This window comes from Marinobacterium jannaschii DSM 6295, assembly GCF_000620085.1.
Taxonomy (GTDB): domain Bacteria; phylum Pseudomonadota; class Gammaproteobacteria; order Pseudomonadales; family Balneatricaceae; genus Pontibacterium; species Pontibacterium jannaschii.
In genome coordinates this window covers 138990-160802 of the sequence record NZ_KK211067.1, presented here as the reverse complement: position 1 = coordinate 160802, position 21813 = coordinate 138990, and the positions used below count along the sequence as shown (strand labels likewise).

The 21813-nt window shown below is 56.0% G+C and carries 21 protein-coding genes; 4 read left to right on the top strand and 17 right to left on the bottom strand.

Annotation, left to right across the window (positions count from 1 at the left end; all coding sequences use genetic code 11):
• Positions 1-117: 117 nt before the first annotated feature.
• The 3 genes from Q354_RS0121335 (at position 118) to Q354_RS27670 (ending at position 4002) form a co-directional block, all read left to right on the top strand.
• Complete coding sequence (locus tag Q354_RS0121335) at positions 118-1014, top strand: LysR family transcriptional regulator (RefSeq protein ID WP_027859380.1); 897 nt, start codon at positions 118-120, stop codon at positions 1012-1014.
• A gap of 209 nt (positions 1015-1223) precedes the next feature.
• The gene (locus tag Q354_RS0121330) at positions 1224-1985 is read left to right on the top strand and encodes a type 2 periplasmic-binding domain-containing protein (RefSeq protein WP_027859379.1); all 762 of its coding nucleotides are present in this window, start codon (positions 1224-1226) and stop codon (positions 1983-1985) included.
• A 13-nt stretch (positions 1986-1998) separates the two neighbouring features.
• Positions 1999-4002 carry an ATP-binding protein gene (locus tag Q354_RS27670; RefSeq protein ID WP_051560504.1) on the top strand — a complete coding sequence of 668 codons (2004 nt, stop codon included), beginning with the start codon at positions 1999-2001 and terminating at the stop codon, positions 4000-4002.
• A 7-nt stretch (positions 4003-4009) separates the two neighbouring features.
• On the opposite strand, the gene Q354_RS0121320 is transcribed toward Q354_RS27670, so the two are convergent.
• The 6 genes from Q354_RS0121320 to Q354_RS0121295 all read right to left on the bottom strand — a co-directional run bounded on the left by Q354_RS0121320 (position 4010) and on the right by Q354_RS0121295 (position 9159).
• The gene (locus Q354_RS0121320) at positions 4010-4618 is read right to left on the bottom strand and encodes a YiiX/YebB-like N1pC/P60 family cysteine hydrolase (RefSeq protein ID WP_051560521.1); all 609 of its coding nucleotides are present in this window, start codon (positions 4616-4618) and stop codon (positions 4010-4012) included.
• 137 nt (positions 4619-4755) lie between these two features.
• Positions 4756-5139, bottom strand: coding sequence for an SMU1112c/YaeR family gloxylase I-like metalloprotein (gene gloA2 / locus Q354_RS0121315; RefSeq protein ID WP_027859377.1), 384 nt, complete (start codon positions 5137-5139; stop codon positions 4756-4758).
• A 23-nt stretch (positions 5140-5162) separates the two neighbouring features.
• Positions 5163-5549, bottom strand: coding sequence for a DUF2306 domain-containing protein (locus tag Q354_RS0121310; protein ID WP_027859376.1), 387 nt, complete (start codon positions 5547-5549; stop codon positions 5163-5165).
• A gap of 87 nt (positions 5550-5636) precedes the next feature.
• On the bottom strand, positions 5637-6878 hold the full coding sequence (locus Q354_RS0121305) for a DEAD/DEAH box helicase (RefSeq protein WP_027859375.1): 1242 nt from the start codon (positions 6876-6878) through the stop codon (positions 5637-5639).
• A gap of 96 nt (positions 6879-6974) precedes the next feature.
• A complete protein-coding gene (locus tag Q354_RS0121300; RefSeq protein ID WP_027859374.1) occupies positions 6975-8549 on the bottom strand; it encodes a 2Fe-2S iron-sulfur cluster-binding protein in 1575 nt (524 codons plus the stop codon).
• 67 nt (positions 8550-8616) lie between these two features.
• Positions 8617-9159: a carboxymuconolactone decarboxylase family protein gene (locus tag Q354_RS0121295; RefSeq protein ID WP_027859373.1), complete on the bottom strand. Its 543-nt coding sequence runs from the start codon at positions 9157-9159 to the stop codon at positions 8617-8619.
• A gap of 148 nt (positions 9160-9307) precedes the next feature.
• On the opposite strand from Q354_RS0121295, the gene Q354_RS0121290 reads away from it, so the two are divergent.
• The gene (locus tag Q354_RS0121290) at positions 9308-10216 is read left to right on the top strand and encodes a LysR family transcriptional regulator (RefSeq protein ID WP_027859372.1); all 909 of its coding nucleotides are present in this window, start codon (positions 9308-9310) and stop codon (positions 10214-10216) included.
• Between the two features lie 417 nt (positions 10217-10633).
• Here Q354_RS0121290 and Q354_RS0121280 read toward each other — a convergent pair whose 3' ends face one another.
• From Q354_RS0121280 to Q354_RS0121230, 11 genes are all read right to left on the bottom strand, one after another.
• Entirely contained in the window at positions 10634-11074 is a 441-nt protein-coding gene (locus tag Q354_RS0121280) for a GNAT family N-acetyltransferase (protein WP_027859371.1), read from the bottom strand.
• 187 nt (positions 11075-11261) lie between these two features.
• Positions 11262-11633, bottom strand: coding sequence for a ribosome hibernation-promoting factor, HPF/YfiA family (gene hpf, locus Q354_RS0121275; protein WP_027859370.1), 372 nt, complete (start codon positions 11631-11633; stop codon positions 11262-11264).
• Positions 11634-11795: 162 nt separating this feature from the next.
• Positions 11796-12659 carry a prenyltransferase gene (locus Q354_RS0121270; protein ID WP_169828924.1) on the bottom strand — a complete coding sequence of 288 codons (864 nt, stop codon included), beginning with the start codon at positions 12657-12659 and terminating at the stop codon, positions 11796-11798.
• Between the two features lie 76 nt (positions 12660-12735).
• Positions 12736-14085: a prephenate-dependent tRNA uridine(34) hydroxylase TrhP gene (gene trhP, locus Q354_RS0121265; protein WP_027859368.1), complete on the bottom strand. Its 1350-nt coding sequence runs from the start codon at positions 14083-14085 to the stop codon at positions 12736-12738.
• Positions 14086-14115: 30 nt separating this feature from the next.
• The gene (gene thpR / locus Q354_RS0121260) at positions 14116-14679 is read right to left on the bottom strand and encodes an RNA 2',3'-cyclic phosphodiesterase (RefSeq protein WP_027859367.1); all 564 of its coding nucleotides are present in this window, start codon (positions 14677-14679) and stop codon (positions 14116-14118) included.
• Between the two features lie 242 nt (positions 14680-14921).
• Entirely contained in the window at positions 14922-15959 is a 1038-nt protein-coding gene (locus Q354_RS0121255; RefSeq protein ID WP_027859366.1) for a coiled-coil domain-containing protein, read from the bottom strand.
• Between the two features lie 169 nt (positions 15960-16128).
• Complete coding sequence (pepQ, locus tag Q354_RS0121250) at positions 16129-17448, bottom strand: Xaa-Pro dipeptidase (protein WP_027859365.1); 1320 nt, start codon at positions 17446-17448, stop codon at positions 16129-16131.
• A 12-nt stretch (positions 17449-17460) separates the two neighbouring features.
• Positions 17461-18417, bottom strand: coding sequence for a LysR family transcriptional regulator (locus Q354_RS0121245; protein ID WP_027859364.1), 957 nt, complete (start codon positions 18415-18417; stop codon positions 17461-17463).
• 47 nt (positions 18418-18464) lie between these two features.
• Entirely contained in the window at positions 18465-19592 is a 1128-nt protein-coding gene (locus Q354_RS0121240; RefSeq protein ID WP_027859363.1) for a M14 family metallopeptidase, read from the bottom strand.
• 130 nt (positions 19593-19722) lie between these two features.
• Positions 19723-20793, bottom strand: coding sequence for an ABC transporter ATP-binding protein (locus Q354_RS0121235; RefSeq protein WP_156948448.1), 1071 nt, complete (start codon positions 20791-20793; stop codon positions 19723-19725).
• A 5-nt stretch (positions 20794-20798) separates the two neighbouring features.
• Complete coding sequence (locus tag Q354_RS0121230) at positions 20799-21812, bottom strand: ABC transporter ATP-binding protein (protein ID WP_027859361.1); 1014 nt, start codon at positions 21810-21812, stop codon at positions 20799-20801.
• Position 21813 lies beyond the last annotated feature (1 nt).

Below are 21813 nucleotides of genomic sequence, written 5' to 3'. Positions count from 1 at the left end.
TTATTTTTTTGATATCAGCAGCGTCTGCGCTGCCGGTCGGGTTTACGCTGCTAAGTCTGCCAAAACATACCGACCGCCAATACTGACTACTTTTTCATGCACCTATAAAAACAGCTAATGAGTCGACTGATCTCCCGTTTACCGCCCCTGAAAGCACTGGTCGCCTTTGAAGCCGTAGTGCGTCTGGGCACCGTCACCCGTGCAGCGGCAGAGCTGGGCAGCACTCAGCCGGCGGTATCTCATCAGATTAAGAACCTGGAGAGTTTCCTCGACATTCAGCTGTTTAACCGCCAGAGCCGCACCCTGCAGCTCTCTCAGGATGGCGAAGCCTTCTATCAGGCGGTATCGCTGCATCTGAATGGTCTGGCGGACGCCAGTGACCGGCTACAGAAATCTCACTCCCGCTCGCTGGAGATTCTCTCCCACCCGGCTTTTACCAGCCGCTGCCTGATGCCCCTGACGAGGCAGATCCGCGAGCAGTTCCCAAACCTGAAGGTCAAGCTGATCGCACGGGAAGTGATCACGGCAGAACAGCGCCGCAAAGCCGATATCGTCATCAGTTATGATCAGCTCAGCGGTGGGGAAAACGGAAACCTGTTTAGCGAAACAGTGGTACCCGTGGCCTGCGCGGAGTTTATCGCCGAACAGGGACTGGATCTTGCTGAACTGACCGCGCCACGGCTGGAGTCCCTGCCGCTGCTGGAGCTGGATGACGGCAGTCAGTGGATGACATGGCCCCGCTGGCTCAGCCTGAAGGCCTTTCAGGTCACTCCGGACGATACCAGTGTCTACAGCAACTACGCGCTGGTGGTTGAAGCCGCCCAGCGGGGCCAGGGCATCGCGCTGGGTTTTGTCGGACTGATCCGCGACCTGCTTGAAAACGGAGATCTGATTCCCCTGGGACAACCCGTCGAGATTCCGGGTTACGGCTATAACCTGCAGATCTCCTCGCCGGACAGTCCGGATGCTATCCGGCTGGGGGAATGGCTGACAGCGCGGCTAAGCAGCAGCTGATCTGCATTGAAGGATAGCGGCCAGGCAACGGCATCGGTCTGAATTGGCCATTTCTGCATTGCAATATGGCATCCTGCTTCTATGCTTAAGCGACATGTGGCACCGGATAAAGCCACTCTCGGCACCTGATGTCCTGGTATCCAACCGCCCTCCCGGATACCGGCCAGCACCGGGAATCCCCGTCTCCTTATGCATCTGGAGGGATCTGTATGCGTCGCCTATTCACCCCACTGCTGCTTCTGCTCATCGCCGTTTCCAGTCCCTCAGTGGCTGAAACAATCTATATCTACAGCTATCACAACCATCCTCCATTTGTGACAAAACCGGGCCAGGGGCTGACCTATAAGCTGGCGGATATTCTGCGCCAGCAGTCGGGAAACCAGTTCGACTTTAAAGTCAAAATACTGCCTCGCCCACGCCTGAATGCAAAGATAAAACACTGGATAGCGGGACAGTGTGAAAAGCAGAGCTGCGCTCAGGACTGGCTGGTACCCTGGGTGAATCCCAGGTGGGGCTTTATCAAAGGCCCGCGGGACAACTACCTCTGGCATGAGCTGTACGCGGGATCGAGCAGTGTTCTGTCCCATATCGATAATCCGGTCGATTATCAGGGACCGGATTCACTTCAGGGAAAAACCTTCGCCGGTATGCGGGGCCACCGCTACCTCGGCATAGATCCCCTAGTCAGCGAAGGTAAAATCCGCCGCCTGGACGGCAATAAGGAGAGGGATAACCTGATGAAAATCCTGATGAAACGGGTAGATGCCACTATCTTGCCGACCTCAACAATCAATTACTTCCTGCGCTACGATGCCGTGATCAAAGCCGAATCAGAGAAACTTCTGATCTCTGACATAAAGCATCAGCAATTCTCCCGCTACATCATGCTACCCGAAACCCGGCCAGACCTGCTGCGTCTTGTCACTCAAGCCAAACAATCTACGGCTAAGCTACTGGACGCCTACCGCTAGCAGGAGCATCTGTATGGAAACAGGCAACACACCGGTGACCTACTCGATCGGCCTGAAGCTGCTTAAGCATGTTTTTGGCATGTACTGTATCGCCGCCATCTGCATCACATTGTTTCAGGCCTGGGATGACTACGATAGCTCTAAGAACCGCATAGCGCTGCGTATCGCCGAGCAACAGCCACTGGTTCAGGACGGTCTGGAAAACGCGGTATGGCACCTTGATTCAGAACTGGTCGACAGTTTACTGAAAGGGCTGCTGACCCAGGCGGCGATTACCGGCGTCAGGGTCTACGACGTCGATGGCTCTGTTCTTGCCGAATCGGGCCAGATGCCGCAGTCCGGATCAGAACATCGCCTCAGTAATCAACTGCAACACAACTTCTCCCTCTATGATCCCAACACCGAAGCAGGACTGTCGGCCGACAAGATCGCCGAAGTGGTGTTTTACTCCAATAACGATGTGCTGATTCGTGAAGTCAAAGGCTCACTGATCGTGCTGCTGCTGGCGGCGCTGGTTAAAACCGCCATTCTGTGGAGCCTGTTTATCTATTTCGGGCGCAAGCTTCTGAGCTCCCCCCTGAACGTCCTGACCTCAAAAGTGAAATCCCTGCCACTGGATAAATCGCCTGAAAACCAGGCAGTTACCCGGCCGATGAATGAGCTGGAGATACTGGAATTTGCCATCGAAGAGATGCAACACAAATTAGACGAAACACTGCAGCAGTTACACAACGCCAACGACAAACTCAGCAGTATGAATACTCACCTGAGCCGGGCGGTCGAACAGAGCCCTTCGATCTCTGCCATCATCAGTCACGCCGGTGAAATCATCTACTGCTCACCCAGCTTTGAACTGCAGACTGGCTACGACAAGGATCAGGCTGGCACTTTCTTTGCCCGCCAGGTGTTTACTAAATTTCCGCTGGAGCAGGTGTCGCGCGACCTGAATCACAGCCATCCCGGGGACGCCAGCGATGCCAGAGAATTACAGATCAGAACCCTCAGCGGCACCAAACGCTTTCTCTCTGTCACTTTCTCCCGGGTACAGATAGGCAGCGCCAGCGTCACTAACCTGCTGTTTACTGCCAATGATATTACCGCCATCAAGCTGATGTCGCAGAGGCTGGAAAAGACTAACCAGGAGCAGGAAAAAATCATCGACCAGCTGGTCAATGCCAAGGGCATGCTGCTGGAATCCGAGAAGATGGCCTCACTGGGACAACTGGCGGCCGGCGTTGCACACGAGATTAACAATCCGATTGGATATATCGCCTCCAACTCCTCCGCTCTGCAGGACTACGTGAAAGAGCTGACGTTGCTACTCGACAGTTACCAGTCACTGGAGGAAGAGCTGTCGGAGCAAGCTGCCGACCAGATCAGAACCCTGAAGCAGCAGATTGATTACGATTTTATCCGTAACGATATCCACAACCTGATGGATGACACCCGGGAGGGAATCCGGCGCATCACTGATATTGTCAAAGACCTGCTGACCTATTCACGCAGCGGTGAAAAGGAATACTGCTATCAGGATATCCATCAGGGACTGGAAAGCACCCTGAACATGGTCTGGAATGAACTGAAGTACAAGCTGGATCTGAAGCGGGAATACGGAGACCTGCCCGAGATCAGCTGTATGATTTCCCAGCTTAACCAGGTCTTTATGAATATGCTGGTCAATGCCGGCCACGCCGTAGAGGGCAACGGTACCCTGGTTATCCGTACCCGCCAACAGGGGGATGAGGTCTGTATTCAGTTTGCGGATGACGGCGTCGGAATCGAGCCGGAGAATATACCAAAGCTGTTTGATCCGTTTTTTACCACTAAGCCGGTTGGCAGTGGAACCGGGCTGGGCCTCTCGGTCTCAGCCGGAATTATCAAGGAACATAACGGTCGCATCGAAGTAGCCAGTACCCCGGGCCAGGGCAGCTGTTTCAGCATCTGGTTGCCGGTCCATCAGGTCCGGGAAAACGCGCCTCCTGGCTCCCGGGAAATTGTCGATGAACCGGTCAGCTAGCAGCACTTCAAGCTGACAGCCTTATCACTGTGATCAGACGCGGATCATCCAGCTGACTGGCCGGAGTCACCGCACGGCGCTGCCAGGGAATAAACCCCAGATACCAGACACGCCAGAAGTTCAGGTTAGCCTGGGGGTTCTCTTCAATCAGTTGCTGCAGGGTCTGGATCTTACCGGGTGCGAATCCCACCGCCTCTTCCAGCACCTGATAGACGAACTTGGAGCAGTACTGGCGGCCGGAATCATAATCAAATCCCAGATGGTAGAAAGTGCCCATTCGTTTTGCCGCCGCCAGTTTCACCTGTGCCACCTGGTCGGGGTTCAGCACCTGAGGCAGACGCCTGACCTCCACCTGATAATTTTTGCTGCGGGCGATAAAGCGGCGCAGGCTGCACTTTTTCACCACCGGCACCGCACTCTCCAGCACAAACCACTCGCCTTTCTCCTGTACTGCGATGCCGACATGGGAGCACCAGCTACCGGTACCCCGAGCTACCTGATGGAATAGAAAGGCATCGATGGCGGTAAAAACAATATCACCCTCACACAACTGACGACTGACCTCTGCGGTAATCTGGTCAAGGCGGGGATCTGATTTAAATAGAGAACGCAACATAGCGGCAACCTCAGCATATATAGACATTTTAGAAGCTGAGGAGAAGTATGGTTTGGATGCAACCTGACAAGAATCAGTTCGCTTAAAGTATCGAATATCGATACCTTAAGCCGATCTATGGGTAGCAACCCCCTTACTCAGGTTTCGTAGAGCTCCAGTGGCAGCCCGTCCGGGTCGGCGAAGAAGGTAAAGCGCCTGCCGGTATAAGCATCAGTTCGGACCGGCTCAACCTTCAGCCCCTGCGCCTTAAGGTAACCGGCGACCTTATCGAGGTTATCTACCGAAAATGCCAGATGGCGCAGTCCCAGGGCTTCCGGATAACTGGGCCGGGCCGGCGCGTCAGGAAAGGGGAACAATTCGACCTGCCCGCCATCCGGCAGCCGCAGGTCAAGCTTCCAGGAGTCGCGCTCTGCGCGGTAGTTCTCAGCCACGATCTCCAGCCCCAGCAATTCACTGTAGAAATAGCGTGAACGCTGGTAATCCGAACAGATGATCGCCGCGTGATGGATCGATTTGAGCACAGTCCTCTCCCGCTAAGGTTTCGTCAGTTAAATAACCACTGATTGAGCAGACGTCCCGGGGCCAGGGCAAAGCCCCCGGCAATCAGTAATCCCCCTACATAGTTAGAAAACATAATCCGTTGATGCAAGCGGATTTTTCCCTGAACGATGGCGATAAGCGCCAGGGGAATAAAGAGCAGAACCGAAACACTGAAGATATGGATAAAGCCAAAATGCCCCAGCCATTGCGGCCCGACTTGTGCAGGCATAAGCAGCGATATAACCGCAGTCAGCAACATACAGAGTATATAGGCCTTCCCGGCCAGCCGGTGGCCTGGGGTACCCTTCCGACTGAGTAACAATAGAGGCCCCAGTACAAATGCCGGGAGCACGGTTGCCAGATGCAAGTAAGCCAGTTGCAGATACGTCATATCGTTACCCCGTCGTTGAGCATACACACCGTAAAGCAGGCAAGCTGACTCACAGATACCTGATGCAGGGCATAGCGGGACCAGGTGCTACTTTTGCTGGCGTGCCGCCGCTTCCCTGAGCTTATCTTTTTTACTCTTGCGCTTGCCCTTGACCGGACCTTTGGGCTTTTCCAGTTCGGCCGGTGGCTCAGGTGAGCGTTCGAAGCCCGCAATCTGTTCACGGGACAGTGTCTGCCGGGAACGTTTTTCGATCAGTTTAAAATGGGCATCGCTTTCATGGTCGATAAATGAAATCGCCAGTCCGCTTTCCCCGGCACGGGCTGTACGGCCAATACGGTGGACGTAGTCCGCCGGAGAGCGCGGCAGATCATAGTTCACCACGCAGGGCAGCTGGGCGATATCGATACCACGGGAAGCCAGGTCGGTGGCGACCAGTACCTGAAATTTCTTCTTCTTAAACTCAGCCAGCGCTTTGGTACGCGCGTCCTGGGTCAGCTCGCCATGCAGCGCCACGGCCCGGATACCGTATTTGGCCAGTTTCATAGCGACATTGTTGGCACCGCGGCGACTGGCGACAAACACCAGTACCCGGGACCAGTTTTCCTGATCGATCAGGTGACGCAGCAGCATGGTGCGGTTGGTGCGGTCCACTTCGATCGCGCGCTGCTCGACCAGTTCTGCCACGGTGGATTCGGTTTTAACCTCGATATGAACCGGATTATCCAGCAGCTGCTCGGTCAGTTTAAGCACCGCTTCGGGGAAGGTTGCCGAAAACAGCAGGGTCTGACGCTTGGCAGGCAGCTCTTCCAGTATCCAGCCCAGCTCATCGGCAAAGCCGAGGTCGAGCATCCTGTCGGCTTCATCCAGTACCAGGCTATCGACGCCACGCAGATCGGTGGCATTGTTTTCCAGCAGGTCCAGCAATCGTCCCGGCGTAGCCACCAGTACATCACAACCGCCACGCAGGGCCATCATCTGCGGATTGATCGAGACACCGCCAAACACCGCTTCGATTTTCAGCCGTTCAGGCAGCTGAGCCGCATAATGGTTAAGCGCTTCAGCCACCTGGGCCGCCAGTTCGCGGGTCGGTACCAGCACCAGTGCCCGTACCGGGCGGTATCCCTTAGCCGGCTGCTGGCTGATTCGCTGCAGGATCGGCAAGCCAAAACCTGCTGTTTTACCCGAACCCGTCTGGGCCGCTGCCACCACATCCCTGCCTTGTAATACCACCGGAACCGCTTTCTGCTGAATTGGGGTGGGGGTCTGGTAACCCAGTTGATCAAGGGAGCTTAACAGATGCTCGGAAAGTCCGAGTGAAGCAAAGGACATAGAGAGGTCTCGGTAATAGGCGCGAAGTGGCGCGCTGCAGTGAATGAAGCACGCCATTCTAGCAAATAAAGCCCTGCCACACCGGACTATTCCGGCTTAAAGATCAAGCGTGAGATGCGTCCCTTTTGCCCGGGAAACGCAGGGGCAGAACAGCCCCTGCCCCTCCCTCTCATCGGGAGTTAATGCCGAGTCCCGGTGTAACGCCTCCCCGGAGAGAATGCTAACGGCACAGCTGCGGCAATTGCCTGCCTGGCAGCTGTGGGGCAGATCCACACCGGCCGCAACTATTGCTTCCAGCAGGCTCTGTTCCGCAGGGACCGCCAGCTCCAGGCCGGAGCGCGCCAGGGTCAGTTGCACCGGTGTGGCAGCATCGACAGGACCGGCGCCGAAGCGTTCGAAGCAGACACGCTGCGGATCGATCCCCTGTCGATCCGCCTCCGCCACCACCGCATCGATCAGCCGGCTCGGGCCGCAAGTATAGATACGGACATTACCCGGTGCTGCGGAAAGGATCTGAGCCAGAGGCATTCGCTGCTGATCCGAGGGCCAGAGCCTGATACGCTCGCCCAGCTGACGCTGCAGTCGGTCGGCGAAGGCCATCTCCCTCAGGCTGCGACCGGCGTAGTGTAACTGAAGCTCAGTTCCCCGGGCGTCCAGTGCCTGCGCCATGGCCTTGATCGGCGTAATACCGATTCCACCGGCAATCAGGAGTACCGGACTCCTATCCTGCTGCAGTGGAAAGTGGTTCTGAGGCAGATCACAACATAGCTGCTGCCCCAGGCTCAGGTGACGATGCAGCGCGGCCGAGCCCCCGCCGCCATCGGGTTCATGCAGTACGGCAATCTCGTAGATATCCCGTCGCGCCGGGTTGGAACAGATCGAATAGTGGCGAATGACCTCTTCCCCACTGTCCAGCGGCAACCGGATCTGCAGATGTGCACCGGCCTCTACTTCAGGTAACGCCTCAGCGTCCGGATGTCGCAGCTCAAAGGCACGTATCCTTGGCGTCAGCTGGCGCATCCCGCTGACCACCAGAGTTAGCTCGCCCTCACCGATCAGCGCAGGCCAGTGACGGCCCGGCGCGCCCCCGGTTTTCAGTTGTTGCAGCTCCTGCTGCAACGGCACCAGCAACTCATCGATCTGCTCGGCACTGTAGCGGGGCCTGATATGCTGCGGACAGTTCCAATCAAAAGCTTCGATTCGGATACGATAGCCTCGCTCGACCTGTGCTCTATAGCTGTCATCTTCCAGCGCCGCCAGGGCTTCCCAGTCATCATGCGGGATCTGCGACACCCGTCCCAGCAGCTTAAGCCGGGTGCGATTAGGGTAATCCATAAAGAACAACGCCACCCGGTCATTATTGCGGAAGTTACCGCTGCTGATGTACTGGCGGTTGCCACTGAAGTCAGCAAACGCCAGGGTCTGTGCATCCAGCACCCGCATAAACCCGGCCGGTCCGCCCCGGTGTTGCAGGTAGGGCCAGCCGGTCTCACTGACACTGGCCATATAGAAGCTGTCCCGAGCAGCGATAAAGGCGGCCTCGAGCGCTCCCATCAGGTAGTTAGTGTCCTCACCGCGATCCATACCGGCGTAGCCCTGGCGGCTGCCCATTTCGCGCTGGATCTGACGCACGCTGTCGGTATAGGCGATTTTCGCATATTGGTGTGCCATGGCTCTCTTCTCCGGCTGGTTCCGGGATGCGGTAGCGATCCTGCCGGATCGCTACCCTCAGGCTTGCTCAGGCGCTTTGCAGCTCGACTTTAGGAAAGTCGATCGCCACCTGGCTCGCCCTGCCGATCATATTGGTCAGGATGTTCATCCCGACATGGGTAATAATCTCGACGATCTCGCCGTCGCTGTAACCGGCATTGCGGATCGCCAGCAGTTCTGTATTGGTCACCCCGCCGCTGTTCTGTGCCAGCGAGCGGGCGAACTTCACCGCCGCATCCGCTTTTACATCGCGACTGCCGCCCGCCCGGTTGGCGGCGATCTCTGCGGCATCCAGCCCCGCTTTTCGACCGATAGCAGTATGGGCTGAGACGCAGTACTGACAGGCATTCTGTTCTGCCAGCGTCAGTGCGATGCGCTCTTTAGTCTGGAGATCCAGCCCGCCCTCTGCGGCAATACTGTGCAATCCAAGAAAGCCTCGCAGGGCCGCCGGAGAGTTGGCAAACACCCGCAGGAAGTTGGGCACCATGCCCAGCTGTCCCTGAATCGCATCGAACAGGCCCTGCTGTTCCTGAGTGGCGTTATGATCGGTTACCAGATTGATTCTGTTCATGATGCTTCTCCACTGGTTCTGAAAGTAAGGGTTACGCTCAGGGTCGCGGTGGAGTGCGACACTGTGCATAGACTTACTTTGCCAAATCACACTTGCTTTAAGAATCCGTGCAGAAAACAATATATTCTTCCACTAAATGGAATAATCTATGGATCAGCTACACCTGATGCAGGTCTTTGTGGCCGTTGCCGAAGAAGAGGGCTTTACCAGGGCCGCGCGGCGCCTGACGATGTCACCACCTGCGGTCACCCGTGCTATCACGGCACTGGAAGAGCGCCTGAAAGTAAAACTCCTGAACCGGACAACCCGCTATGTCCGGGTAACAGACGCAGGCAGGCACTATCTGGAAGATGCCCGCCGCATCATTGCCCAGATTGATGCCGCCAACGAAGCGGCCGCCGGAATCCATGCGGCACCCCGCGGTGCTCTGGCCATCACGGCCCCGGCTATGTTTGGCCGCCTCTATATAACCCCCGTCATCGTGGAATATCTGCAACGTTATCCGGAAACCGAGGTGGATGCGCTGTTTGTGGATAGGGTGGTCAATCTGCTTGAGGAGGGGCTGGATGTAGGCATACGGATTGGCGAGCTGGCCGACTCCAGCATGCGGGCACTGAAGGTCGGGGCCGTGCGGTTGCTACTCTGTGCCTCACCGGAGTACCTGAAAGTGGCGGGCCGGCCCGAAACACCAGACCAGCTGATCGATCATCAGATCATCTCCTCCAGCCCGGCATCGCAGATATTGGAATGGAAATTCAGCCATACCCGCAATGAACGCTCCGTTAAGGTAAAGCCACGGCTACGGGTTACCACCAACGACGCCGCACTGGAAGCTGCACTCTCAGGGTTTGGCATCACCCGCCTGCTCTCCTACCAGGCCGCCGGGCAGCTGGCTGCCGGACAGCTGGAAAGGGTCCTGACCGAGTTTGAACCCGCCCCATTGCCTATACATATTGTGCATCGTGAAGGCCGCTACGCTTCCACCAGGGTTCGGGCATTTATAGAACTGACAGCAGAGTGCTTACGTCAGAACAGATTACTCAACCCGGATAGCTGACGTTTCTGTCGGGGTTCAATAGTCAAACCAATCAAAAAACTGCCCGGGCCCGCGTATTGAATTTAATACTAATACCAGACAAGCAGGTATTTAAGCGGCCTTTATGACAAGGCTCTATTAGTAATAAACTTCAAAAAGTAGTCAACCAAGAGCCTGGCAGCACTGTAGCTGACTATTTAAATACCGATCAGTCAGTAATGGCTTAACAGATCGCCACACCTGTCGCCGACTCAGCTTTCAGACCAGCCTGAATCTGATCATATTTATCGATACAGTAGTAAACCCAAAGATCAGTCTCTTTCGAAAAACCCAAAATCAAAACTGTCTATAAGCACAGGCTTGATCTGAAAACACTGTTTCACGCTGATACCCACGCTCTGGCTGGACGTTAACCCGGTTACACCGCTCTAATCTATTTTAGTCATCCCGGGATATATTCAGGACAAATATTTTCTGACATTTAACCTCATTAAAGCCCATCTCTGTATAAAACCGATGTGCTTGCTCGCGAATGGTATTTGCCCGCACTCTGACCTTTTCACAGTGATTATCGGCCAGCCATTGCACGGCCTCAGATATCAGTCCCCGCCCGATCCCCTCACCACGGTGACCCTGTTCTACCACAAGGCTGACCAGCTCCCCCACTTCACCGGCCGCCAGTCGCAGATCCCGGATGGCGTTTATACATCCCACCACCCTGTCGCCCTTGCAGGCTACCATAACCTCACCCTGACGCTGGCGAATAGCCTGCAGCCTTTGACTCACCTGGGCAGGCGTTACCTGATAGCCGAGCTGAGCCAGTAATTCTGAGACTGAGTCACGATCACTTTCAACGGCGACTCTGTAACTGATGATCATTTTCGGATTACCCTCTCGCTGAAATCGGCCCACTAAAAAGCCCCGAAGTCCGGCTCTGACACCTTACTTCGGGGCTTCCTATGAAATCACATCCTCAATCGCTGTTGGGTTTAAATCAAACGTTTTAACCTCAACCTACCCTTTCAGACTAAAACTCGCATTCCAACGAATACAATCTAAAAGGATTTTAATTCAGTTCATACTCCGTATCTTCATCATCCATTTCAGAAATCGGATCAGCCGGTACTGGCTCTTCAGGTTTTTTAGATCCCTTCTTAATTACTTTTTTCTGATGAATTTTTGCCAGCTGTTTATCGACCTTCTCACTCAGTGAATCCAGCGCGGCGTATAGATTATCGCCATTGGCTTTTGCAAATACTTCTTTCCCGGCTACATGAATAGTGGCTTCTACGGAATCCTGACGAACAGCCTTATCAAAAGTGACCTGTGCACGGGTAATTGTTTCATAACGATCCTGACTGCTATTCAGCCAGTCAGAAATCTTGTCTCGAACAGCCGGTGAAACTTTGTCGTTGCGGTTTGTGATATTTAAAATCATCTTGAATCCTTACTGCAAAGTTATCGTTCGCAATATTAGTAATACCACTCCTGACAGACATTTCAACAACTATTTTTAACTTTGTTGAAATATCTGATTTCTAACAATTTTTTAATCTGACCGGCTTGAAACGGGCGCTGTCAGCCCAATATAGAGGAACGGCTACAGCAGGGCTGTAGCCAGAGTCAGGCAATAGCCGACGCCATAGACCAGCAGCAGCCTGCCGGTTCGCGGCGTCAGTGCGCGACGCACCTGTGGGCTACTGCGCAGCAGGCGCAGCAAACCGGGCAGCAGCAGAATTGACGGCAGTAGCAGCCAGATCGATGCAAGATAACCGGCGATGAGCAACACGGCGGTCAGAATACAGACAGCCAGCAGTGCAATGCGATAGTAGCGGGCGGCATGCTGATAACCGACCCTGACCGTCAGGGTTTCAATGCCATCGGCCCGGTCTGACTCAATGTCACGCAGCTCGTTACTCAGCAGTAACAGCGCCACCAGCACACTGAGCGGCAATGACAGAACGGCTGCTTTCAGGCTCCATTCACCGCTGATCGCCAGATGGCTGCCGGTGACCATCAACACCCCCATCAGCCAGAACACCAGCACCACCCCCAGGCCACGCGCCTTGTAGTTGATCGGCTTCAGGGTGTACCCCAATGCCCCCACCAGCCCGACGCTGCAAAGTAGCAACAGGCTGCTGCCAACCTGGGTAATCAGCCACAATGCAATCAACGTCGCCACGGCAAAGCAACCGAGTCCAAGGCGGAAGTTACGCTGCACCTGCTGTACGGCATCAGGCTGGCGCAGGGCGTCCAGGTCGCTGTAGTCGTTGATCAGGTTCACACCGGCCTGCAGCAGGACGCCACCGCACAGCACAGCCAGTATACGCAATGGGTCGCCAAAGCCATCGGCAGCGGCGGTGAGAATACCGGTAAGGCAGGTGATCAGCGCGACGCTGAAGGAGAAGGGCCTTAAGGCCCGGCGCAAGCAGTATTTATCAGTTTCCATAACTGCAACAGACATCATCAGATCCATCTTCAGTTTTCGGCCGCAAAAAAGGCGCTTTGCAGCGCCTTTATCTCACAGGGTCAGCCTGAGATTATTTCGGTGCGTTGGGCAGGTCACGCATCAGCAGGGCATAGTCCGGATCGATCTCGAAGTCGAGCGGGAAGCTGACCACATGGCCGGAACCCGGTGCCGCATCAGTATCACGGCCCTTCTTGTCGACCAGGTTCTTCAGCTCGAATTTCTGGTTACCCTGCGGGGTCATCAGTTCCAGCGTATCGCCCTTCTCAAAGCGGTTACGCACATCAACCTGAACCATGCCGCTGTTCTTGTCGAAGTTGAGGATCTCGCCGACAAACTGCTGATGAACACCGATGGAGTTTCCGGCTTCGTAGTTCTGGTATTCGTCGTGCACATGGCGACGGTAGAAACCTTCGGTGTAGCCACGGTTCGCCAGGTTCTCCAGCTCATTCATCAGCTGCATATCGAACGGCTTACCGGCCACCGCATCGTTGATCGCCTTGCGGTAAACCTGGGCGGTACGTGCCACGTAGTAGTGGGATTTGGTGCGTCCTTCAATCTTCAGGGAGTCAACACCCATCTCGGCCAGACGGTGCACGTGCTGGATGGCACGCAGGTCCTTGGAGTTCATGATGTAGGTACCGTGCTCGTCCTCATAGGCCGGCATCAGCTCGCCCGGGCGGGTCTCTTCCTGCAGCAGGTACATCTTCTCGGTTGGCTCACCGATACCCAGGTCAGGCGTTACAGGCTGCGCCTGAGGATCGAATTGCTGCACCGGAATCAGGTCACCGCTTTCATCCTGCTTAGCTTCATGGGCGTCGTACTTCCAACGACAGGTGTTGGTGCAGGTTCCCTGGTTGGGGTCACGCTTGTTGATATAGCCAGACAGCAGGCAGCGGCCGGAGTATGCGATACAGAGTGAACCGTGAACGAAAACCTCGATCTCCATCTCGGGACAGCGATCACGAATCTCAGCCACTTCGTCCAGCGACAGCTCTCGGGACAGGATAACCCGCTCTACACCAACACTGTGCCAGAACTTAACCGAGGCCCAGTTCATGGTGTTAGCCTGGACTGAGAGATGGATCGGCACATCAGGGAAGGCTTCACGCACCATCATGATCAGGCCCGGATCAGACATAATCAGAGCATCCGGTCCCATCTCGATCACCGGACGCATATCGTCCAGATAGGTGGTCAGCTTGGAGTTGTGGGGCAGAATATTACTGGCAAGGAAGAATTTCTTACCCAGCTGGTGTGCCAGATCGATTCCGTTGCCCAGGTTATCCATATTGAAGTCATTATTGCGTACGCGCAGGCTGTAGCGTGGCTGGCCCGCATAGACGGCATCAGCGCCGTAAGCGAACGCATACTTCATGTTTTTCAGTGTTCCCGCAGGGGATAGCAATTCAGGTGAACGCATGGGTGTCTCAGCAGTTGGAGTCAGGGAGTATCAGGCGAGGTCTTGCAACGGAATCTCAAATAGCGGCGTGTAGATGGAGCCACGCTCTCCGGGCTTGCTCTGGAACAGCACCACGGAGTCTGCCAGGCTGATCAGATCAACCTCAGGCCACATCTCCGGTGGCTGAAAGTTGCTTTTCTTGCCCGGAATCCGGCCCAGTGTGATATGCGGCATAAAGTCACGGTCTTCACACTCGACGTCGGCGCTTTCGGCAATTTCCAGCGTCGCATCGTGCAGGCGGATCAGCTCATCGCTGTGCAGCGGTATCGCCGCCACCAGCGCATTCTTTTTGTTAACGCGATAGTAGCGGGTATCGTTTATATGGATCTGAAGCGAGGTAACGTCTTGCAGTCGCTCCCGGGCTACAGCCTCCAGACGATCCACCTGATCCAGCGTGATATCTCCCAGAAAAGAGAGGGTCAGGTGGTAGTTTTCAGAATCCACCCACTGCACTTCCATCTTACGGTCGAATTCACACAGGGTATCGGCATGATCCGCCAGCCAGCGCACCACGGCGTCCGGCAGAGTCAGTGCAAAAAACGCACGGATTTTCATTAACGTGTATTCGCCTGATTATTAATCAAACCGTGTATTTTGCCGCCTGGCGCCCTGCCTGACAATGACATGCGGATAATTTCTACCTGAATTGTAAGGTTATCGGTCTCTCAAGCTTTGCAGAATAGGATTCAAAAATCCAATATGCCAGTCACCGGCACGACAACACTATGCTGAAAACGCAGCCCCGGCCACCCTCTGCTCGTGTTCGCAAGGCAAGAGGTGACCTGGGCTGACAGCGCTTAGCGGATTCTGGCCTGCTCGATTTTCAGCTGCAGATTGTTGAGTTTCTGACGCACCTGCAGCAGATCACGATTCAATTGACGGCGGGCACTATCAAACGCCTGTACGGCCTGTTCGTTGGTTTTCACCCGCCGCTCCAGGGACTGACCGCTGCTGGCGGCACGCTGCTTCAGTTCCAGCTCAGCCAGACGATCGGTCAGCTCACGCTGGGCATTCAGCAGTTCATTCTGCTGCTCGGTCATTGCTTCGGCATCGGCACTGAGCTGAGTCTGCGTCCTGGCCAACTGATCTTTCAGGCGGCTGTCCTGTTTTGCCGCCGCAGCCTGAAGCTGTTGCTGCTGTTCGCTTTTCAGTGAGCTGAGCTGCTTGCCCAGTGATTTATCCAGTGCGGCCAGCTTCTGCTCCAGTGCGCTGTTTTTCTTCTCACTGGCTTTCAGCTGACGCTCAAGAGAAGCCAGCGATTTTTCCTGCAGCGCCAATGCCTGTTGCTGACTCTCCAGTACTTTTGCCTGCTGGCTGATGGCACTGGCATTGGCCGCCAGGCTGTCCGCCTGCTCCTTGAGAGTCTTATCCTGTGCTTTAAGGGTCTTATCCTGAGATTCCAGCTTCGGCTTGTTACGCTGATAGGCAATGGTCCAGAGCTTGGCGATCTCGGAGTCAAAGTGTTTATACTTCTGCTCGGCCGTTCCGCGTACGCTATTCAGCTGTTGTTGCATGGTCTGGCCTGACTGCTCGGCACTGGACTCGGCAATATTCATCAGCTGTTTGATATCCGTCAGGCTGCTCTGCATCTGGCTCAGCTGTTGCTCGCGCTTATCCAGCGTCTCCTGTAGCAACAGGTTCCAGTAGGCGATACCCGCGATTGCAACGACCAGCACAATCATTACAAAGGAATAGATCCAGCCTGGGCCACTGGGTTGAACGGGAAGCTGGGGGGCAGGTTTTGCGGCACTGTTGCCCTTATCCTGATAGCGGGGTGCCCGGTCGGGTTCAGCGGGGCCTAGATCAGGCATTTCGAAATCGTCGCGGCGGCTCATTGTCTGTTGTTACCTTTGCATCCTTTTCAGCGCCAACGGTCAGTGATGGCGCTATTGTGGCATCACACTAACAGTTTTCGCAGGTACAGCAAACCCGACCCTGCGCCACTTTGACTGACGGGGGATCGGGTCCGGTCAGGCCTCTGAGTTCGGGCCTGAAACGCCGAGGCTATTGCGTAAAAGCATCCCGGGTAAAGTTCTCGTTTCCTTCCGCCATAATCAGCACATTATCCTCGATGCGGATACCGCCGAAAGGCTGCAGCCTCTCCACCAGCGCCCAGTTCACCGTTTCCGACGCCTCACTGTTACGCAGCTGCTGCAACAACATCGGAATAAAATAGAGCCCCGGCTCCACCGTGATCACCTGGCCCGCCTGCAGCGTCCGGGTCAGGCGCAGGAACGGATGCTCCACGGGCGGCTGGCGCTGATTACCTGCAGCATCCTGCTGCCAGCCTCCGACATCGTGCACCTGCAAGCCAAGAAAGTGCCCCAGGCCATGGGGGAAAAAGGTACGGGTGATACCCTGCGCCAGCTGGCGATCAATGTCAGCACTCACCAACCCGCTGTCGTTCAGCAAAGCGGCAATCATCCGGTGCATAGCCTGATGCAGTTCAACAAAATCAACGCCGGCCCTGACCTGATCCATCAACCTGCACTGCGCTTTGTCCAGCCCTGTAATCAGCTCTGCGAACAGCCCCCCGTCATGACTTTCCTTATTGGCAAAGGTACGGGTGATATCAGCGGCATATCCCAGATAGCTGGCACCGGCATCGATCAGCAGGGAACGAACAGATTCCGGCGCCTGGCGCTGCTGGAACTGATAGTGCAATACGGCGGCATGCTCATTGAGTGCGACGATATTATCGTAGGGCATGTCCCGTTCGTTATGGTCAATCGCATTCAGGTAGCTCTGGTGGATCTGGTATTCGCTCTGACCACTGAGGAAAGCCTGCTCTGCCGCCCGATGTCCGGTCACAGCGATCCGGTTGGCCTGACGCAGGCAATGCTGCTCCCACTCACTTTTAACTGCCCGCTGGTAATCCAGTGCAGCCAGCAGCTCAGCCGGGTTGAGCTGCCATTGCGGGGCCATCTCAGTCAGTGACTGCTCACTCAATACCGCCAGGCGGAGACTGGCAGGCAGTGCGGCCTGCAGCTCGGCGGGCTGACTATAGGGCAGGATTTCAAAACTATCCGTCCACCAGTCAGAGGGCAGCTCCGGCGTCATGTGCCAGAAGTCCTGCGGAAAATGATACAGCAGCAGCGGCTTGCGTCCTGTGCGGACCAGCAGCCAGCAGTCCGGATGCTCGCCGAGGAATGGCAGCCATTGCAGAAACTGCGGATTGGCACGAAACGGATAGTGGGTGTCGTCCCTGAAGCGATGGCGAATTGCTCCGGAGCCGATCAGTAAACCATCGAAGCCGTATTCACTGCAGTGCTGTTCGCTGCTGTTCTGCAGCTGTTCAATATGACGAATGAAACGCTGATCCATTGAATCCTCTTATTATTTTTCAGACTGCAGCTGGGGATTAGCGCCACTGTTGAGCGCCTCAGCCTGTAGCAACTGCCACAGCGCCTGCAGGTTCGGATGTGTATTGTCTCTGGCCCGGAAAAGGCGGATCTGCAGCGGAATATTCCACTCACTGCCTCCGGCCAGTGCCAGTGAGTTATAGCTAAGGCTGTCTTCCACCAACCGACGCGGCACCCAGCCAAAACCAAAGCCCTCTTTGATCATGGCCTTCACGCTGACCGAGTGTACATTCTCGTTCATGGTGATTAGGTTCGGAGGCACCAGCTGCTGTTGCAGGTTCTGGGCGATCACCGGGCGCAGGAATGAGGCATCGTTGTAACCGATATAGGGCAGCGGAGTCTTGTGCTCACCCGGCAAGCGGTACAACGGCTGGCCGGAATCATCCAGCGCGGACACCGGCACCAGTGTTTCATGGCCGATAACCAGGTGTTCGAAGCGGTCTTCGTCCAGTTCGCGGATCGCTTCCATCGCCGGGTGCCAGAAAAACAGGGCCAGGTCGCACTGCCCCTGATGCAGGGCACTGACGAAATCGGCCCCGACCCAGGCGGTGGAATTAAGGTTCAGCTCGACAGCAATGCCTTGCGCCTCGGACAGCGGCTGCAGCCAGCTGCGGTAGAGGCTGAGATAGAGCGTCTGGGTGGTGGCGAAACTGAGGGTGTTGGCCTCACTTTCACGGATTTCACCACAGCGGGCCTTGGTCTCCCTGGCAATCCGGGAGATCTGCTCTGCCCCGGCCAGAAAAACCTCCCCGGCCGGGGTTAGCGCCAGTGGCAGGCTGTTGCGGTCGATCAGGGTAACCCCCATCTCATCTTCCAACAGCTTGATACGCCGGCTCAGGGTCGGCTGTGTCACGTTGCGGTCATCTGCCGCACGCGAAAAATGACGGGTCTTCGCCAGGGCGATAAAGTCATCCAGCCAGCGAATTTCCATAGTGGATTATCCCCCCAGCCGGTTAAAGGCGTTCACCGGCATCAGTTTCACTGAGGTTCCAGCCAGCGCGTCAACGGGAACAGCAACGCCTCACCCAGGCGCATGGAGCGCTCGGCAGACCAGCCCTGTTCGGGGTCCGGCATCAGGTCATGATCCTTGAACGGCATCTCCAGTGTCATGGCCGGGCAATCGAAGCGATGGCCGACCCAGTTTGCCGCGATCGTCATCGTCTCTTCGCCAAACTTGCCAGGCTCGTAGCCGCGTTCCATCTGGAAATCGGCACTGGCCGCCATCAGGTCCAGCTCAAACTGGTGTTCCTGTTGCAGTACAGCCTCACTGGCGGTTGGCACGCCCAGCTGGCCGGCAATAAAGTTCACCGGCAGGGCTTCATCACCGTGCAGGTCAAGAAACAGGTCAACACCGCTGCGCTCCATCGCCTCACGTACTACCAGTACCTCAGGGCTGCGCTCTGGCGTCGGCGTCTGCCATTCACGGTTTAGATTCGCACCGACTGCATTGGTTCGCAGATGCCCGCGGGCAGCACCATCGGGATTCATATTGGGCACGGCGTAGACCACCGCTCGCTGTAACAGACGGCGGGCCTGGGCGTTCGTACTATCCAGCAGACTGTCGAGAAAGCCTTCCATGCACCATTCAGCCATGGTTTCACCCGGATGCTGGCGGGCGGTCAGCCAGATCACCTTTTTCTCCGGCGATGGCTCGCCGATCCGCAGCAGGTTCATATCGCGGCCATCCAGGGTTGTCCCCAGATCCTCTACGGCAACCAGCGGTGACTGCTGTGCCCAGCCGATCAGGTCGAGGTGACGCTCATAGCTGTAGGGGGCAAAGTAGGCATAGTAGATGCTGTTCTGTTCCGGCTCATGCTCAATCACCAGCTCGCCGTTGTCATAGCGGGTCGGTACCCGGAACCAGTACTTGCGGTCATAGGAGGCGACGGCCTGGTAATCATCCCAGCCATCCACATAGGCGGCCTCTGAGGCATTGCACAGGCGCATCTTCAGCGCCTGATCCATCGCCCCCTGCACCCGGTAATGGAACCACTGGAAGAAATCGGAGTTGTTATCCTTACGAATCGCCAGCTGGATATCGTCGCTACGCCCGGCGTCGAGCACTTCGATGTTACCGGCATCAAAACCACTGCTGATCTTCAGCATAAAATCCTCGCTACGCTCGGAGCTGCAAGACAATAGCTTTAAGCTCCAAGCAGAAAGTTATCAGTTCAGGGCAAGTGACCAGGCTGTCCGCTTTGCTTTCAGCTGCTGGCTTCTCACTTGCCGCTGTTCTCTAGATGCGCCCCTCTTCCACCGCATGGCAGGCAACCTGGCCACCTTCATCGGTGGTGATCAGCTGCGGTATCTGCTGTTTGCAGCGGTCGTTGGCGTAAGGGCAACGGCCGTGGAAAACACAACCGGACGGCAGGTTAACCGGGGTCGGCACTTCGCCGGTCAGCTTAATATGCTGCGGGCGGTCATCCTCCAGTCGCGGAATCGCTGACATCAGTGCCTGAGTATAGGGGTGTCGAGGTTTGGCAAACAGGGTTCGGGTCGGTGCCAGTTCGCATAAAGTACCGAGATACATCACCGCCACCCGGGTACCAAAGTGCTCGACCACCGACAGGTCATGGGTAATAAACAGGTAGGTCAGGTTACGCTGTTCCTGGGCGTCCATCAGCAGATTAAGCACCTGCGCCTGTATCGATACGTCCAGTGCCGAGATCGGCTCATCGGCAACGATAAACTCCGGATCGACCGCCAGGGCGCGGGCGATACTGATACGCTGACGCTGACCACCGGAGAACTCATGGGAGTAACGCTCGCCCCAGCTCGGATCGATACCGACCGAGAACATCACTTCATGCACCTTGTCGCGTACTTCGGTGGCGTTCCAGTTCGGGTTATGCAGTGCCACCGGCTCCATCAGGGTTTCCTGAATGGTCATACGCGGATTCAGCGAGGCATAAGGGTTCTGGAAGATCATCTGCATCTTGCGGCGATAGGGCATCAGCTGGCGATCATTCAGGTTATCGATACGCTCTCCCTGATAGCTGACTGAACCTGCGGAGGGTTTCAGCAGCCCCATCACGGTACGCGCTACGGTGGATTTACCACAACCGGATTCTCCCACCACGCAGAGTGCTTCGCCGCGCATCACTTCGAGGCTGACGCCGTTGATGGCGTGCACATGCTCCTGTTCACGCACCAGCTTGCCGCCCTTGAACTTGAGCTGGTCGAGGAAATCACCGGAGATAGAAAACTTCTTATACAGGTCATCGATCTGTACCAGGCTTTCCTGTGCGGTTTCGCTGTTTTGCGTTACGGCGGCCTCGGCAGCCGTCACAGAATGCTGTTCAGTCATGTTATTCATTCCTGTCCTACCTCCTGCGACTGCAGACGCGCCGCCTGTTCTTCTCGTTTCATCTCCGCCACCATATGACAGGCCACCTGACAGCCTCCGGACTGGGTAAACTCCGGCAGGTTGTGTTTGCAGCTTTCCATTACATAGTTACAGCGCGGATTGAAGGCGCAACCGGTCGGGATGCGCTGCAGCGGAGGCATCGAACCACGGATCTGATTCAGGCGCTGGCCCGGGATGCCCATCTGTGGCAGTGCGTTCATCAGACCCTGGGTATAAGGATGCTGGGCATCGTTGATGATCTCTTTGGTCGGCCCCTGCTCAATAATACGGCCGGCGTACATCACGATGGTCTTCTGTGTTACCTGGGAGACAACCCCCAGATCATGGGTGATCAGGATCAGTGCCACGTTGTTACGTTCACACAGCTCCAGCATCAGCTCCATGATTTCCGCCTGAATGGTCACATCCAGTGCGGTGGTCGGTTCGTCGGCGATAATGATATCCGGGTCCATCAGCAGGCCGATGGCGATCACGATACGCTGGCGCATACCGCCGGACAGTTCGTGAGGATACTGATCCAGACGGGTTTCCGGCGACGGGATATACACCTGCTGCAGCTTCTGCAGGGCGATCTTGCGGGCATCCTGTTTACTGATCTTATGATGGGCCAGCAGGCATTCCACCATCTGCTCACCGATAGTCAGTACCGGGTTCAGGGTCATCATCGGATCCTGGAAGATCATCGAGATGCGGTTACCCCTGACCGAACGCAGTTCTGCCGCCGACAGATCAGCCAGGTTCTTACCCTCGAAACTGATCTCGCCATTGGAAATATAACCCGGACGGGACAACAGGTTGAGGATGGCAAAGCCCAGTACCGACTTACCGGCACCGGATTCGCCCACCACTCCCAGGCGCTCTCCGCGTTCGAGGGAGAAACTGATATTTCGCAGCGCCTTAACTTCACCGCTGCGCAGGCCGAAACCTACTTCGAGGTCTTTTACTTCTAACAAAGCCATC